The organism is Staphylococcus delphini, assembly GCF_900636325.1.
GTDB classification, from domain to species: Bacteria; Bacillota; Bacilli; order Staphylococcales; family Staphylococcaceae; genus Staphylococcus; species Staphylococcus delphini.
This window is the reverse complement of the sequence record NZ_LR134263.1, coordinates 1967309-1981353: the sequence shown is the minus strand read 5'-3', so window position 1 is coordinate 1981353 and position 14045 is coordinate 1967309. Positions and strand designations below refer to the sequence as shown.

Annotated in this window: 13 protein-coding genes; 11 read left to right on the top strand and 2 right to left on the bottom strand. The window is 37.9% G+C overall.

From position 1 onward, the window contains the following. Window position 1 precedes the first annotated feature (1 nt). From lpdA to EL101_RS09300, 9 genes are all read left to right on the top strand, one after another. A complete protein-coding gene (gene lpdA / locus EL101_RS09340; protein WP_019165575.1) occupies window positions 2–1408 on the top strand; it encodes a dihydrolipoyl dehydrogenase in 1407 nt (468 codons plus the stop codon). A 1155-nt stretch (window positions 1409–2563) separates the two neighbouring features. Further along, window positions 2564–2836 (top strand): UPF0223 family protein, encoded by a 273-nt coding sequence (locus tag EL101_RS09335; RefSeq protein WP_096596114.1) that lies wholly within the window; start codon window positions 2564–2566, stop codon window positions 2834–2836. A 102-nt stretch (window positions 2837–2938) separates the two neighbouring features. Beyond that, window positions 2939–3478, top strand: a complete 540-nt coding sequence (locus EL101_RS09330; protein ID WP_019165573.1) for a helix-turn-helix domain-containing protein — start codon at window positions 2939–2941, stop codon at window positions 3476–3478. Window positions 3479–3492: 14 nt separating this feature from the next. Next, window positions 3493–4593 (top strand): ABC transporter ATP-binding protein, encoded by a 1101-nt coding sequence (locus tag EL101_RS09325; RefSeq protein WP_096596115.1) that lies wholly within the window; start codon window positions 3493–3495, stop codon window positions 4591–4593. After that, window positions 4580–5386: an ABC transporter permease gene (locus tag EL101_RS09320; protein WP_096596116.1), complete on the top strand. Its 807-nt coding sequence runs from the start codon at window positions 4580–4582 to the stop codon at window positions 5384–5386. The genes EL101_RS09325 and EL101_RS09320 overlap by 14 nt, the downstream gene beginning before the upstream one ends. After that, on the top strand, window positions 5383–6195 hold the full coding sequence (locus EL101_RS09315) for an ABC transporter permease (protein ID WP_096596117.1): 813 nt from the start codon (window positions 5383–5385) through the stop codon (window positions 6193–6195). The genes EL101_RS09320 and EL101_RS09315 overlap by 4 nt, the downstream gene beginning before the upstream one ends. Continuing rightward, window positions 6192–7265 (top strand): ABC transporter substrate-binding protein, encoded by a 1074-nt coding sequence (locus EL101_RS09310; RefSeq protein WP_096596118.1) that lies wholly within the window; start codon window positions 6192–6194, stop codon window positions 7263–7265. Before EL101_RS09315 ends, EL101_RS09310 begins: the two co-directional genes overlap by 4 nt. A gap of 71 nt (window positions 7266–7336) precedes the next feature. Beyond that, window positions 7337–8359, top strand: a complete 1023-nt coding sequence (gene auxB, locus EL101_RS09305; protein ID WP_096596119.1) for a lipoteichoic acid stability factor AuxB — start codon at window positions 7337–7339, stop codon at window positions 8357–8359. Between the two features lie 225 nt (window positions 8360–8584). Beyond that, on the top strand, window positions 8585–9286 hold the full coding sequence (locus EL101_RS09300) for a DUF4064 domain-containing protein (protein WP_096596120.1): 702 nt from the start codon (window positions 8585–8587) through the stop codon (window positions 9284–9286). A 744-nt stretch (window positions 9287–10030) separates the two neighbouring features. Here the strand turns inward: EL101_RS09300 and EL101_RS09295 are convergent. Further along, entirely contained in the window at window positions 10031–10642 is a 612-nt protein-coding gene (locus EL101_RS09295; RefSeq protein ID WP_096596121.1) for a YktB family protein, read from the bottom strand. A 117-nt stretch (window positions 10643–10759) separates the two neighbouring features. On the opposite strand from EL101_RS09295, the gene EL101_RS09290 reads away from it, so the two are divergent. After that, window positions 10760–11578 (top strand): inositol monophosphatase family protein, encoded by an 819-nt coding sequence (locus tag EL101_RS09290; protein ID WP_096596122.1) that lies wholly within the window; start codon window positions 10760–10762, stop codon window positions 11576–11578. Between the two features lie 227 nt (window positions 11579–11805). Here EL101_RS09290 and EL101_RS09285 read toward each other — a convergent pair whose 3' ends face one another. Next, window positions 11806–11997, bottom strand: coding sequence for a DUF5325 family protein (locus EL101_RS09285; RefSeq protein WP_224398654.1), 192 nt, complete (start codon window positions 11995–11997; stop codon window positions 11806–11808). A gap of 90 nt (window positions 11998–12087) precedes the next feature. Between EL101_RS09285 and typA the strand changes: the two genes are divergently transcribed. After that, entirely contained in the window at window positions 12088–13938 is a 1851-nt protein-coding gene (typA, locus tag EL101_RS09280) for a translational GTPase TypA (protein ID WP_014614234.1), read from the top strand. Window positions 13939–14045: the final 107 nt, after the last annotated feature.

The following is a 14045-nucleotide window of genomic DNA, read 5'->3' as shown; positions in this document are numbered from 1 at the left end:
TATGGTAGTCGGAGATTTTCCAATTGAAACAGATACTATTGTCATTGGGGCAGGTCCTGGTGGCTATGTTGCAGCAATCCGTGCAGCACAGTTAGGTCAAAAAGTAACGATCGTTGAAAAAGGCAATTTAGGTGGCGTATGCTTAAACGTAGGTTGTATTCCTTCAAAAGCATTATTAAACGTATCTCACCGTTTCGAACAAGCGCAACACGGTGCAGACTTAGGTATCACTGCTGAGAACGTATCTTTAGATTTCGATAAAGTCCAATCTTTTAAAGGTTCAGTCGTTAGCAAATTAACTGGCGGTGTTGAATCATTATTAAAAGGAAACAAAGTTGAAATCGTTCGTGGTGAAGCTTACTTCGTTGATGAACACAGCTTACGTGTAATGGACGATAAGAGCGCACAAACTTACAACTTCAAAAATGCTATCGTAGCAACAGGTTCACGTCCAATTCAAATTCCTAACTTCGAATTCGGTGGTCGTATCCTTGACTCTACTGGTGCGTTAAACTTACAAGAAGTACCTAAAAAATTAGTTGTCGTTGGTGGCGGCTACATCGGTTCAGAATTAGGTACTGCCTATGCTAACTTCGGTACTGAAGTGACAATTCTTGAAGGTGCAAAAGAAATTCTTGGTGGTTTCGAAAAACAAATGGTTGCACCAGTTAAAAAAGAAATGAAAGCAAAAGGCATGATCATCGAAACAGAAGCTTTAGCTAAATCAGCTGAAGAAACTGATAACGGTGTTAAAGTGACTTACGAAGTTAAAGGTGAAGAGAAAACAATCGAAGCTGACTACGTATTAGTAACTGTAGGTCGTCGTCCAAACACTGACGAACTTGGTTTAGAAGAAGTTGGCGTGAAATTAACTGACCGCGGTTTAGTTGAAGTTGACAAACAAAGCCGTACATCTGTTGACAGTATCTATGCAATTGGTGATATCGTCCCAGGCTTACCACTTGCACACAAAGCAAGCTACGAAGCTAAAATTGCAGCTGAAGCGATTGCAGGACAAAATTCAGAAGTGGATTACATCGGTATGCCTGCAGTATGTTTCACTGAGCCAGAATTAGCACAAGTGGGTTACACTGAAGCACAAGCGAAAGAAGAAGGTCTTGACATCAAAGCTTCTAAATTCCCTTACCAAGCAAACGGCCGTGCATTATCATTAAATGATACAAACGGTTTCGTTAAACTTGTGACACTTAAAGAAGATGACACGCTTATCGGTGCACAAGTTGTGGGTACAAACGCTTCAGACGTTATCGCTGAACTTGGTTTAGCAATTGAAGCAGGTATGAACGCTGAAGATATCGCTTTAACAGTTCACGCTCACCCAACATTAGGTGAAATGAGCATGGAAGCTGCTGAAAAAGCTTTAGGTTTACCAATTCACACAATGTAATAATAGTTAAATAGATAAGAGATAGGGACTTAAATTTTTGATAGATTGAGATCATTTGCGAATCTCACTTGTTCTCTTCTTACATGTACGCTTATGTCATTGCTCTTATTGGACGCGCATCCGGGGGTTTTTCCTCGGAAGTTCGTCCATACGGGTAATGCTTTTAAACGTGGATTAAAGAGAGTAAGTTGTTGCAAATGAGCATCAAGCTAAATCAAAAATTTAGGTCCTTTTTTTAATTGTGTGATGAGAGTGACAGGTGTCGATTCGGGTGCCAAAGGTAGGGACACTACGCCATGTAGCCGCGCAAACGTATTAACCCATGATAATCATTTAAATAAGCTAATAAACTAAAAAATGTCATATATTTTGATACATGCATTGCGCCACTGAAATGTTTTTATTCTGTTGCACCTTGTCCCTTTTCCGCGAAGTGATAAAAGCAGAAGATTGCCGGATGGACGAGACTCCCGAGAGAAATTATAAAAAAAGGATAATAGATTGAAGAGCGATTAAATTTTGATGCCGTTATTTGAGTTAATTGAATAGGAGTGCCCTTTTTCCTACTTCTGTCCGTGCAAGATTGCCGGATGGACGAGACTCCCGAGAGAAAGAGTGTAGATATAAAAGGATATTTCTCTTATATTTGAAAGTGGTAAATGTTTATAGAGTAGCTGATTAAGTGACAATAAATGGGTGTATTGGGAAATCAATAAACAGTGTCCCAAAAGCAGGATTTTCGACAGAACGTACTAACAGAAAAAAGATAGGTTGAAGAGAGTCTTAACTTTTTGATGACATTAACTGAGTCGGATACATGAGATTGTCCTCTTTCCTTGCGCCTGTTCGTGCAAGATTGCTGGACGGACGAGACTCCCGAGGGATCAGCTGAACCGGAAAATCCAACAACGCTTCAACCAATGTAACAGTATAATCAAAGCGTTGGTTAGTTGAAGGATCAGCCCCTGGGAACGCGAGTCCAAGACGGCAATCGTATGCAGTTGTTATGTTCAAAAGACACAATGCAATCCTATAGCTGACAAATCTAAGGAAAAACAAGTTTCTGCAAAAGAGAAATAAAAATCATCAAAAAATTGACGTTCCAGCACGCTTTTTTATATGATAGATGCAAATTCAAGCAGAAGGAGTGAAATGATGGAATACACATATCCGATAGATGTCGACTGGTCTCAAGAAGAAATGGTGGCTGTCGTCTCATTTTTTAACGCCATCGAATCATATTACGAAAATCAAATTGAACGTGACACACTCATGATACGATACCGCGAGTTTAAACAAGTGGTCCCAGGTAAAGCAGACGAAAAAAATCTCTTCAATGACTTTAAAAAACAAAGTGGCTACGACAGTTATCAAGTCATTCAAGAAGCGAAACAACATCCTGATCAAAAAACTTTAAAGAACAGCTAAAAAGGTATTGTAATTTAGTACGCGATTTGTTATTTTTATTAAGCATTAAACAAAATGTTTAGTAAAAGTAAACAAGTCGCTTTTTTTGAGTGGAGGGACTCTATGGAGATTGGACAAAAGATAAAAAATTTAAGACGTTTAAAAAACTTAACGCAAGAGGAACTTGGAGAACGTACAGATTTGTCTAAAGGCTATATTTCTCAAATAGAAAGTAATAAAACGTCACCCAATATGGAAACTTTTTTAAATATTTTAGAGGTGCTTGGAACGTCACCACGTGATTTTTTTGATGACAAACAAGTAGCGAAAGTGCATTATCCGAAAAGTGAACAGTTAAGTTACTGTGAAGATGAGAAGGGGTATTATTTGCAGTGGCCTGTGAAGCGTTCGAATGAGTTTGATATGGAGCCGTTATTGCTCACGTTAGAACCACACGCGTCATATAAAGATTTTCAGCCGTCGACATCGGATACTTTCGTCTACTGTTTAGAAGGGGCAGTGACTTTAACTTTAGGGGAGCAACAATATACTGCAGAAGAGGGAGATGCATTATATTTTAAAGCGCTGGCTACACATCGTTTATCGAATACAAGTCAAGTGAGTGCGAAATTGATGATTGTTGCAACGTCATCGTATTTATAGGAGGTTTTAAAGAATTGAGTGAATTACTAAAGTTTAAAAATGTTACAAAAAAGTATGATACAACGACCATTTTGAATGATATTGATTTAGAAATCGAATCAGGACATTTTTATACCATTTTAGGACCATCTGGTTGTGGTAAAACAACAATGTTGAAGTTGATTGCTGGCTTTGAAACTCCCGATGCAGGAGAAGTGATTTATTTAGGGAAAAATATTAATCAACTTCCAGCGAATCAACGTCAAGTGAACACAGTTTTCCAAGACTATGCGTTGTTTCCACATTTGAACGTCTATGATAACGTTGCATTTGGATTGAAGTTAAAAAAGATGAAAAAAGATGAAATCGAGAAAAAAGTGACAGAAGCGTTGAAGCTCGTTAAATTAGAAGACTATATGTACAGTGAGATTCATGCGTTAAGTGGGGGTCAAAAGCAACGTATTGCAATGGCACGTGCAATTGTTAATGAACCTGAAATCTTGTTATTAGATGAGTCGTTATCAGCACTCGATTTAAAATTACGTACTGAGATGCAATATGAGTTGCGCGAATTACAATCACGCTTAGGCATTACGTTCGTCTTTGTTACACATGATCAGGAGGAAGCCCTTGCTTTAAGTGACTTCATCTTTGTTATGCGCGCAGGTAAAATCGAACAGTTTGGTACGCCGCTTGATATTTACGATGAACCGGTCAATCGCTTCGTAGCAGACTTTATTGGCGAGTCGAACATTGTTGAGGGGACGATGGTTAAAGACTATGTAGTGAACATTTACGGCCAAGATTTTGACTGTGTCGATAAAGATATTCCACCTCAAACTTTAGTTGATGTTGTCATTCGTCCAGAAGATATTACACTCGTGCCAGAAGAACAAGGGTTGTTTAAAGCGACTGTGACGAGCTCGTTATTTAGAGGCGTACATTATGAAATGATTTGTGAAGATCGCAAAGGCTATGAGTGGATGATTCAGTCAACGAAAAACGCAGAGATTGGTACACGTGTAGGTTTAGACTTTGAACCTGAAGCGATTCATATCATGGTACCGGGTGAAACAGAAGAAGAATTCGACAAACGTATTGAAGGTTATGGAGATTTGAATCATGAAACACATTAATCGTTGGCTCTCTATACCGTATTTACTTTGGATGGTTTTCTTCATTGTCATTCCAGTCATTTTACTGTGTTACTTTTCATTCGTTGACGATCATGGGCACTTTACATTGATGAATTATGAACAGTTTTTCTCTGTCCGTTATATGAGAATGTTATTTGAATCTATCGTTTATGCGACATTAATTACGCTGATTTGTTTATTAGTCAGTTATCCAGCAGCTTATTTCATTCATCAATCGCGTCACGCAGCATCTTGGTTGTTGGTGATGATTATTCCAACATGGATGAATTTACTACTTAAGACATATGCATTTATTGGGATTTTCAGTCATGATGGTCTTATCAATAAAATTTTGATGGCTTTGAACATTCCATCTCAATCGATTTTATTTACTGCACCTGCATTTATTTTTGTAGCGGCGTACATTTATATTCCATTCATGTTGTTGCCCATTTACAACAGTATGAAAGATATCCCAAATCAACTGTTTTTCGCAGCGCAAGATTTAGGGGCGAATACGTTTACTGTCATTCGTAAAGTATTGCTTCCTTTAACGGCTGAAGGGGTCAAAACAGGGATTCAAGTCACATTCATTCCTGCGTTGTCACTCTTCATGATTACGAGACTGATCGCTGGTAACAAAGTCATCAATATTGGTACAGCGATTGAAGAGCAATTTTTAGTCATCCAAAACTTTGGAATGGGTTCGACAATTGCGCTCTTCTTAGTGTTATTCATGGCATTAGTTATGATTTTAACACGTAGTAAGCATAAGGGAGGCGCTTCAAAATGAGATGGTTTGGAAAGTTTTATTTAATAGCAATGTTAGTTGTATTGTACTTGCCTATTTTCTTTTTAATGCTGTACTCGTTTAATAGTGCAGGCAATATGGTGCAATTTGAAGGGTTTACTTGGGAACATTATCAAACGTTATTCGACAACAAACGTTTACTTCAAGTTGTGTTTAACACGATTGCGGTGGCGTTATTAGCAGCTGGTATTGCGACGATGATTGGCATATTCGGTGCGTTGTTATTGTATCAATTGCGCAATCAAACCGTTAAAATTTCGCTATTAACGTTAAATAATGTGCTCATGGTGTCATCCGATGTTGTGATCGGTGCGTCATTCTTAATTATGTTTACTGCACTAGGACATTTTACAGGATTTGGATTAGGCTTTACGTCTGTCCTCATCTCACATATCGCGTTTTGTATTCCTATTGTTGTCATTATCGTCTTGCCAAAGTTATATGAAATGAATGATTCGATTATGAATGCAGCACGAGACTTAGGGGCGTCAGAGTTTCAATTGTTAAGTAAAGTCGTGATTCCGCACATTATGCCGGGAATTATCGGTGGCTTTTTCATGGCATTAACTTACTCATTAGATGATTTTACAGTAAGTTTCTTCGTTACCGGAAATGGCTTCAGCGTGTTATCAGTAGAAGTTTATTCTATGGCACGACGCGGTATTAGTATGGAGATTAATGCCATTTCTACGATTCTGTTTGCGTTAATTATGCTCGGTTTATTGATTTATCAAGTCATCCAACGTCAAAAACAAAAAATTCAATCCAATAAAAGAGGTGTGTCATTATGAAACAATTAATACAGCTCGTTGGTGGTGCACTGCTATTGGGTTTAATTAGTTTAGGCGTCGGGTATTGGATTAATCACGACGGTATAGGTGGTAAACAACAAGAGAAGCTTTACGTATACAACTGGGGGGAATACATTGATCCTGAGTTGTTAGACCAATTTGAAGAAGAAACAGGTATTAAAGTCGTCTATGAAACATTTGATTCAAACGAGGCAATGGAAGCAAAAATTCGAAATGGTGGTACACATTATGACGTCGCATTTCCGAGTGACTATACCATTGAAAAGATGAAAAAAGAACATTTATTACGACCACTCGATCACAAAAAGATTCCAAATATGAAGCATCTTGACCCGTATTATATGAATCAACCGTTCGATCGTAACAATGAATATTCGATGCCATACTTTTATGGTACAGTCGGGATTTTATATGATAAAGAAAAATATGAGGATATCGATTTCAACAGCTGGAATGCTTTGAAAGATCCGCGACTTAAAAGTGATGTGCTCTTAGTCGATGGTGCACGTGAAATTATGGGCATTTCATTGAATAGTTTAGGGTATAGTTTAAATGATAAAAATTCTGAACATCTCAAACAAGCGGAACAGCATCTTAAAACCTTTGCGCCAAACATTCGTGGTGTCGTGGGGGATGAGATTCAAATGATGCTCGAACAACATGAAGCGAGTGTCGCTGTCATTTGGAGTGGTTCGGCAGCCCCTGTTTTCCATGAAGATGAACGCTTTGATTATGTCGTTCCAAAAGAAGGTTCAAATTTGTGGTTTGATAATATGGTCATTCCTAAAACAGCACAAAATGTGGAAGGGGCGCACAAGTTTATTAATTTCTTGTTAGACCCAGAAGTAAATAAACAAAATACCGAATGGGTGGAATACGCAACACCTAATGAAACAGCGAGAAAGCAATTACCAGAAGAGATTCGTGATGATGAGCGTGTTTACCCAACACGTGAAGAACAACAAAGACTAGAGGTTTATCATGATTTAGGACCAGATGTTTTAAGTGAATACAACGAACGTTTTCTTAATTTTAAAATGGCGCTGTAACTGCGAATGTAGTGATTTCGCCAAAGTTTAGTTATAATGAGGAGAGTAAGATAAATATGAGGAGTGAAAGCATGGCAGGAGAAGCATATACACATATTAGTCGTCCTGTAAATCGACTCGCCGAAAAAATATTAGGTTGGTTGAGTTGGCTATTGCTGCTAGGTACTACTGTAGTCGCGATGTTTTTCGGCTTAGTCTTGTTTAGTAATGAAAGTTCAATTCAAAGTTTAGAAAACAGTATTGCAAATAACGCAACATTTCAAGAGTTATTAACCAACAATAATATGAATGCGACACAGTTTGTCATCATGTTACAAAATGGTGTATGGGCATTTATCGTATATTTAATCATATGTCTATTGATTTCATTCCTAGCGCTGATTTCAATGAACCATCGTATCGTCTCAGGTTTATTATTTTTACTAGTGGCGATCGTGACGTTACCGTTATTCTTTATTTTAGTGCCACTCTTCTTCTTTATCATAGCCCTCATGATGTTCATTCGAAAAGAGAAGTATGAAGCGGTACCGACGTATTACGATGAGGGTTACGCGTATGGACCATATGCGACTCACGAACCACAAGACTATCAACAACATGAGACGTATCGTGAACCTGTTGCATACCCAGAAAACGAACGTTCATCAACGGAATCGTATCGAACTTATGAAGAAACACCAGCTTATGCATCTTCAGCAGTCAATGACGATGAACCAGAAGTGTTATCACGCTCTGCGAAATATCATCAAAAATCACAAAAGCATCAAGAGATTTCACAAGTAGATGATATGGGAGATGAAGCGGACGACACATTAGTGTATGACAGTCGAGCAATGTCAAGAAATGTCGAACAACGTCAACAAGATGATGAACTAACGACAGATACTGAAGCAGAAAATGAAGCGGCATCGATGTCTAGAGCGGAAATGAAACAACAGCGTAAAGAAGAAAAGAAAGCGCGTAAAGCATACGAAAAAGAACAACGTAAGCTTCGACCAAGTGCTTCCTCACAACGACGTCAAAATTATGATGATCGGATGAAATTACAACAAGACCGTTCAAACAGTGATTCACAAGTAGATAAGGATCAATAAGATAAATAAGCGGATAGGTCACTTGATGTGATACACACGGCAACACTCGATTTGAGCGGCGTCGGATACGTATGACATGAAAAGTTGCCTATCCGCTTTTGTTATGTCATATTATTTTATAGATAGATACACATATAAATTTAAAGGGATAAATTTAGTGAAAAAATTAAAGTATGGTTTATTTTAATTAAAACAGGTAATATACTAATCAAGGAGGGTTTTTAGATGACAAATCAATATACGTATAATGAACAACAGAATCATCAAATGCATTCAAGCGATTTGAACAGGACGCAAAAACCGTTTAAACGCACGGTTGAAAAAGTATTAACTTGGGTTGGAATTGTGTTACATATCATTTGGATTGGATTATTAGTAGGTTTGGTTAAAGTCATTCAAACACCAGAATTCCAACAAGAAATTCAAGCAACAGGTCAAGATATTGGACAGATAGAGAATTTAGGATCAAGTACATTTTTATTTGCATTAATTCCGCTTGTATTCGCGATTGTTGCAGTGTTTATCTTTAAAAAGAATATTTTAGCGGGGATTCTGTTAATTTTAGCAGCTGCGACAGGTTTGTTTTTAACGATGAGTTTAATTTCTGCAGTATTATGGTTGGTTGCCGGTATTATGCTGATTGTGCGTAAACCGAAACGTCAAGATACTGTAATGTACGATGCGCATAACAATAATGCAAATGATGTCGACCGTCAGCGAGGCACAACTGAGGATCCTTACGTTTATGGTAACGATACTACAAAGTCAGTGCGTGATGAACATCGTGTTGAACGTGAGTCGGATTTTAACCGAGAAAACTACCACAAGGAACGTAATGGTTTTGAACAAAATATTAAAGACGAGACAACAAGTGTCAAAAAAGATTTGAATGAAAGTAAAGACGATACAGAAGACCGTCTTCGTTAATCATATAAAAATCTCAAGTATGTATGGGTTTGATCCCAGAATACTTGGGATTTTTTAATTTTTGAGACGCTTTGTTGCAACGTGATTTGGTGTTCATGACTTTAAGTGAGGAAGCAAGACGTAGGGGGAAAATGTAAAATGAAGTTGGGATGGGACATTAAGATTCCTCAGCTCCTTTACTATATTTTGTTGTATATACCAAGGGATGGGGCTTGAAAAAATTAAGCCTCAAGCCATACATAGATTGCATATTCATTAATGACTTTAAAACGGTCGGAAAATGAGCGTGAATGGGATAAAAATTGATGCTATTGTTTTCTTGATTTCATAAACTTGCCTTCAGTTCTGTGTATTTGATATAAGATTGCCCAGAAGGCTGAGACTCCTGAGGGATAGTGTGGTATAATAGTGTGCTTCTCTTGTGTTTGAAAGTGGCTCATATTGATTGCTGTAGTGATTGAGGTGACGATGATTGGATGCACTGCGAAATCAATAAACGGTGTTCCAAAAGCAGGATTTTCGACAGAACTCCCGCGATTTCAACAAAATTTGGAAATCAATTTTGCTCATCGCTCGGTTCTGCTCAAATCCTAAGCGCTTTCGTCACAACCTCCCCTCAGCCCTAAGAACGCGAAGCCATGAAGGCAATCTAAAGCCACAAATCATAGGGAGGGCAAGTTTAACAAAAATATTGCATCAATAGCATCAAAAATTTTGTATCCCAGCTCCAACTTCATTTTGATGTTATTGATAAAATTTTAATAACTGTTCGAACGTGTCTTCTAAAAATGCGATGAATTTACTGTCTGATTTTAAATGTTCAGATTGTGGTGTGATAGCACGTGCCACAAAAAATTCACCTTTTTTCACATTTTTTGCACGCGCGATGCCTTTTTCAATTTCTTCCTTGGACATGTCTTGTATGCGTGATTTCGTCGGTTGCATATGGTCTAACGAAATTTGGAAGTCTTCAGGCAAATTCAGTAATGTATCTAACTTTTGCTCGAACACCTTTACGTCGTCAGCTTTGTTTGGATCCTCATGCATCACGCCATACATTACAAATAAATGGTCTTCAAATAAGCCGATTTGGAAATGGGGGAGCATTTTATAACCGCGTTTATTTGTAGCAAATGCCACCCATGTGTCTTTAGGGGGATTCACTTTACGACGTGCATGTTTCGCCACGTGCGCATAAAACGTTTCACCTGTGACTGTTTCTAAGTAATCTGCAAAATAGTCACCTAAAGCGTTCAGTTGAGGACGGATTTGCTTTTCGAGCCCTTCCATTCGTGCGTCAAGTCCCTCAATTTGAAAAACTTTGAAATCTTTTGGTTTAAATATGTATTTCGTCATGGATTGACCTCCTTATCGTATGTCTATGAAATTGCTTTTATTGTAGCATATTACAGTCGTTTAAACATTTAAATTGAATCAAATTAGTGTATAATAAATGCAATAGGAGTGAGGCAAATGCATTTATATGATTATGCGAAAAGTCTAGTATTAGAAGCGGGGAATAATGTTCGAAAATGGATGGTGGAAGACCTCGCTATAGAAGAAAAATCAAATCCCAATGATCTAGTTACAAATGTAGATAAAGCGATTGAACAATTCATCGTACAACAAATTCAAGAAAGTTATCCGCACCATCGTATTATCGGTGAAGAAGGGCACGGTCATGATATTGAGTCGACTGAAGGTGTCGTGTGGGTGATTGATCCTATTGACGGTACGCTTAATTTCATTCATCAAGGCGAGAATTTTGCGATTTCTGTAGGTATCTTTAAAGATGGTAAGCCGTATGCTGGTTTTGTTTATGATGTGATGGCTGATTTATTGTATCATGCTAAAGCAGGTCACGGCGCTTACATTAATCAAAATGTGATTCCACAACTAGAGGGTACACACGTCCGTGAAAGTATTATCGGCATGAATCCGAACTGGTTAACGAAACCGATTTTAAGTTCGATTTTACAGCCGATTATTAGTGACTCAAGAAGTGCACGTGCATATGGTTCAGCTGCACTAGAAATTGTTTATGTTGCGACTGGTCAACTTGCGGCGTATTTAACACCACGATTACAGCCTTGGGATTATGCAGGTGGTATGATTATTTTAAATGAAGTCGGTGGTGTGGCAACCAACTTTGCTGGAGAGCCGTTATCCATCACAGCGCCAAACTCTATTTTGATGGGGAATGCGCAAGTCCACGAAGAAATTAGACGCGACTATTTGCAAGGTTATGATCATGTGTTGACCGCTTTACAACAAAAGTTTAAACGCAAATAATCTTAAAGCTAGCACAAGTGAAATGATTCGAATACATGCATCGCTACAAGGACATTCAATGTGTAGCGGTGTTTTTTATCGGTAAAGGGTATTAGGGAAGGTGATATTAAAAAAGATAGCGCCAACGATGATTCATCAGCACTATCTTATATAAAAGTCTATCATTCCATCATTGAGCCCATTGTATTGCAAGCGTTTGGTGATACGATGGTATAGGTTTGTTTCAGTTATAACCAATCATTTTCACGATATTTCTTTTTTAATGTAAAGCCAACGCCAAAAGTAACGACCATTAAGATAAATGTAACAATCATCCAAAAAATGTTCGTTGCAGCCACGGCAAAGCTAAACATTGTTAAAAAGAATACAGCGATGATTGCAAGAATTAAAAAAATGGATTGAGATTTTTTCATTATCAGCCCACCTCACTGTTTCTTCATTCCATTTCTATGATATAATAAACGAGTTGTAAAAGAAAGTGATAATTTACCCGAGAAAGGAATTACAGTATGACAAAATTTAGAGAAGATGTTCGTAACATTGCGATTATCGCTCACGTAGACCATGGTAAAACAACTTTGGTTGATGAATTATTAAAACAATCTGGTATTTTTAGAGAAAATGAACGTGTAGAAGAACGTGCGATGGACTCAAATGATTTGGAGAGAGAACGTGGTATTACAATTTTAGCGAAAAATACTGCGGTTGACTATAAAGATACGAGAATCAATATTTTAGATACGCCGGGGCACGCCGACTTTGGTGGAGAAGTAGAGCGTATTATGAAAATGGTAGATGGTGTTGTATTAGTGGTTGACGCTTATGAGGGGACAATGCCACAAACGCGTTTCGTATTGAAAAAAGCGTTAGAACAAAACTTAAAACCTGTTGTCGTTGTGAATAAAATTGATAAACCTTCAGCCCGTCCGGAAGGGGTTGTTGATGAAGTTTTAGATTTATTTATTGAATTAGATGCCAATGATGAACAGCTCGATTTCCCTGTAGTGTATGCTTCGGCGATTAACGGTACAGCAAGCTTAGATCCAGAGAAACAAGATGAAAACATGCAAAGTCTATACGAAACGATCTTAGAATATGTGCCAGCACCAGTGGACAACAGAGATGAACCCTTACAATTCCAACCTGCATTGTTAGACTATAACGATTATGTCGGACGTATCGGTATCGGTCGTATTTTCAGAGGAACAATGCGTGTCGGTGAAAGTGTGTCATTAATTAAATTAGACGGCACTGTGAAAAACTTCCGTGTAACGAAAATATTCGGTTATTTCGGTCTGAAACGTGAAGAAATCCAAGAAGCATATGCTGGAGACCTTATTGCAGTATCGGGTATGGAAGACATTAACGTCGGTGAAACGATTACACCGCAAGATCATCAAGAAGCGTTACCAGTATTACGTATTGATGAACCAACACTTGAAATGACGTTTAGAGTTAACAATTCACCTTTTGCTGGTCGTGAAGGACAATTTGTCACTGCACGTCAAATTCAAGAACGTCTTGATAACCAATTAGAAACAGACGTGTCATTAAAAGTTACGCCAACTGATTCACCAGATGCGTGGACAGTTGCCGGTCGTGGTGAGTTACACTTATCTATTTTAATTGAAAATATGCGTCGTGAAGGTTTTGAATTACAAGTTTCGAAACCACAAGTTATTTTAAAAGACATTGATGGTGTTTTACACGAACCATTTGAACGTGTACAAACTGAAGTACCAGAAGAATATGCCGGTGCAATTATTGAATCTTTAGGTCAACGTAAAGGTGAAATGGTCGACATGGTAACGACAGACAATGGCTTAACACGCCTTATCTTTAACGTCCCTGCACGTGGTTTAATCGGTTATACGACAGAATTTATGTCAATGACACGTGGTTATGGTATTATCAATCACACATTTGATGAATTTAGACCACGCATTAAAGGACGTATCGGTGGCCGTCGTAACGGTGTACTTGTTTCAATGGACCAAGGTTCAGCGAGTGAATACGCGATTTTAGGACTTGAGGACCGTGGTATCAACTTTATGGAACCAGGAACTGAAGTTTATGAAGGCATGATCGTTGGACAAAACAACCGTGAAAATGATTTAACTGTTAATATTACAAAAGTTAAGCATCAAACAAACGTGCGTTCAGCGACGAAAGACCAAACTGAAACAATGAAAAAACCACGTAAATTATCATTAGAAGAAGCATTAGAATTCATTAATGATGATGAGCTTGTGGAAGTAACACCTGAAAATGTACGTTTAAGAAAGAAAATCTTAAACAAAGGGCAACGTGAAAAAGAAGCAAAACGTATCAAACAAATGATGGAATCTGAGGAAAACTAAGTATTTAAGTGAGCGTCAAAAATAAGCTTTGATATACTGTTTCATCGGGTTAAGCAATCGCATTCAATGAAGAGTGCGGTTGTTTTTTTGCAAAATGAAGCAGTGTG

What these genes read in the sequence shown, in the direction of transcription:
- lpdA (WP_019165575.1), top strand. Translation starts at nt 2, where the DNA reads ATGGTAGTCGGAGATTTTCCAATTGAAACAGATACTATTGTCATTGGG.
- EL101_RS09335 (WP_096596114.1), top strand. Translation starts at nt 2,564, where the DNA reads ATGGAATACACATATCCGATAGATGTCGACTGGTCTCAAGAAGAAATG.
- EL101_RS09330 (WP_019165573.1), top strand. Translation starts at nt 2,939, where the DNA reads ATGGAGATTGGACAAAAGATAAAAAATTTAAGACGTTTAAAAAACTTA.
- EL101_RS09320 (WP_096596116.1), top strand. Translation starts at nt 4,580, where the DNA reads ATGAAACACATTAATCGTTGGCTCTCTATACCGTATTTACTTTGGATG.
- EL101_RS09315 (WP_096596117.1), top strand. Translation starts at nt 5,383, where the DNA reads ATGAGATGGTTTGGAAAGTTTTATTTAATAGCAATGTTAGTTGTATTG.
- EL101_RS09310 (WP_096596118.1), top strand. Translation starts at nt 6,192, where the DNA reads ATGAAACAATTAATACAGCTCGTTGGTGGTGCACTGCTATTGGGTTTA.
- auxB (WP_096596119.1), top strand. Translation starts at nt 7,337, where the DNA reads ATGGCAGGAGAAGCATATACACATATTAGTCGTCCTGTAAATCGACTC.
- EL101_RS09300 (WP_096596120.1), top strand. Translation starts at nt 8,585, where the DNA reads ATGACAAATCAATATACGTATAATGAACAACAGAATCATCAAATGCAT.
- EL101_RS09295 (WP_096596121.1), bottom strand. Translation starts at nt 10,642, where the DNA reads ATGACGAAATACATATTTAAACCAAAAGATTTCAAAGTTTTTCAAATT.
- EL101_RS09290 (WP_096596122.1), top strand. Translation starts at nt 10,760, where the DNA reads ATGCATTTATATGATTATGCGAAAAGTCTAGTATTAGAAGCGGGGAAT.
- typA (WP_014614234.1), top strand. Translation starts at nt 12,088, where the DNA reads ATGACAAAATTTAGAGAAGATGTTCGTAACATTGCGATTATCGCTCAC.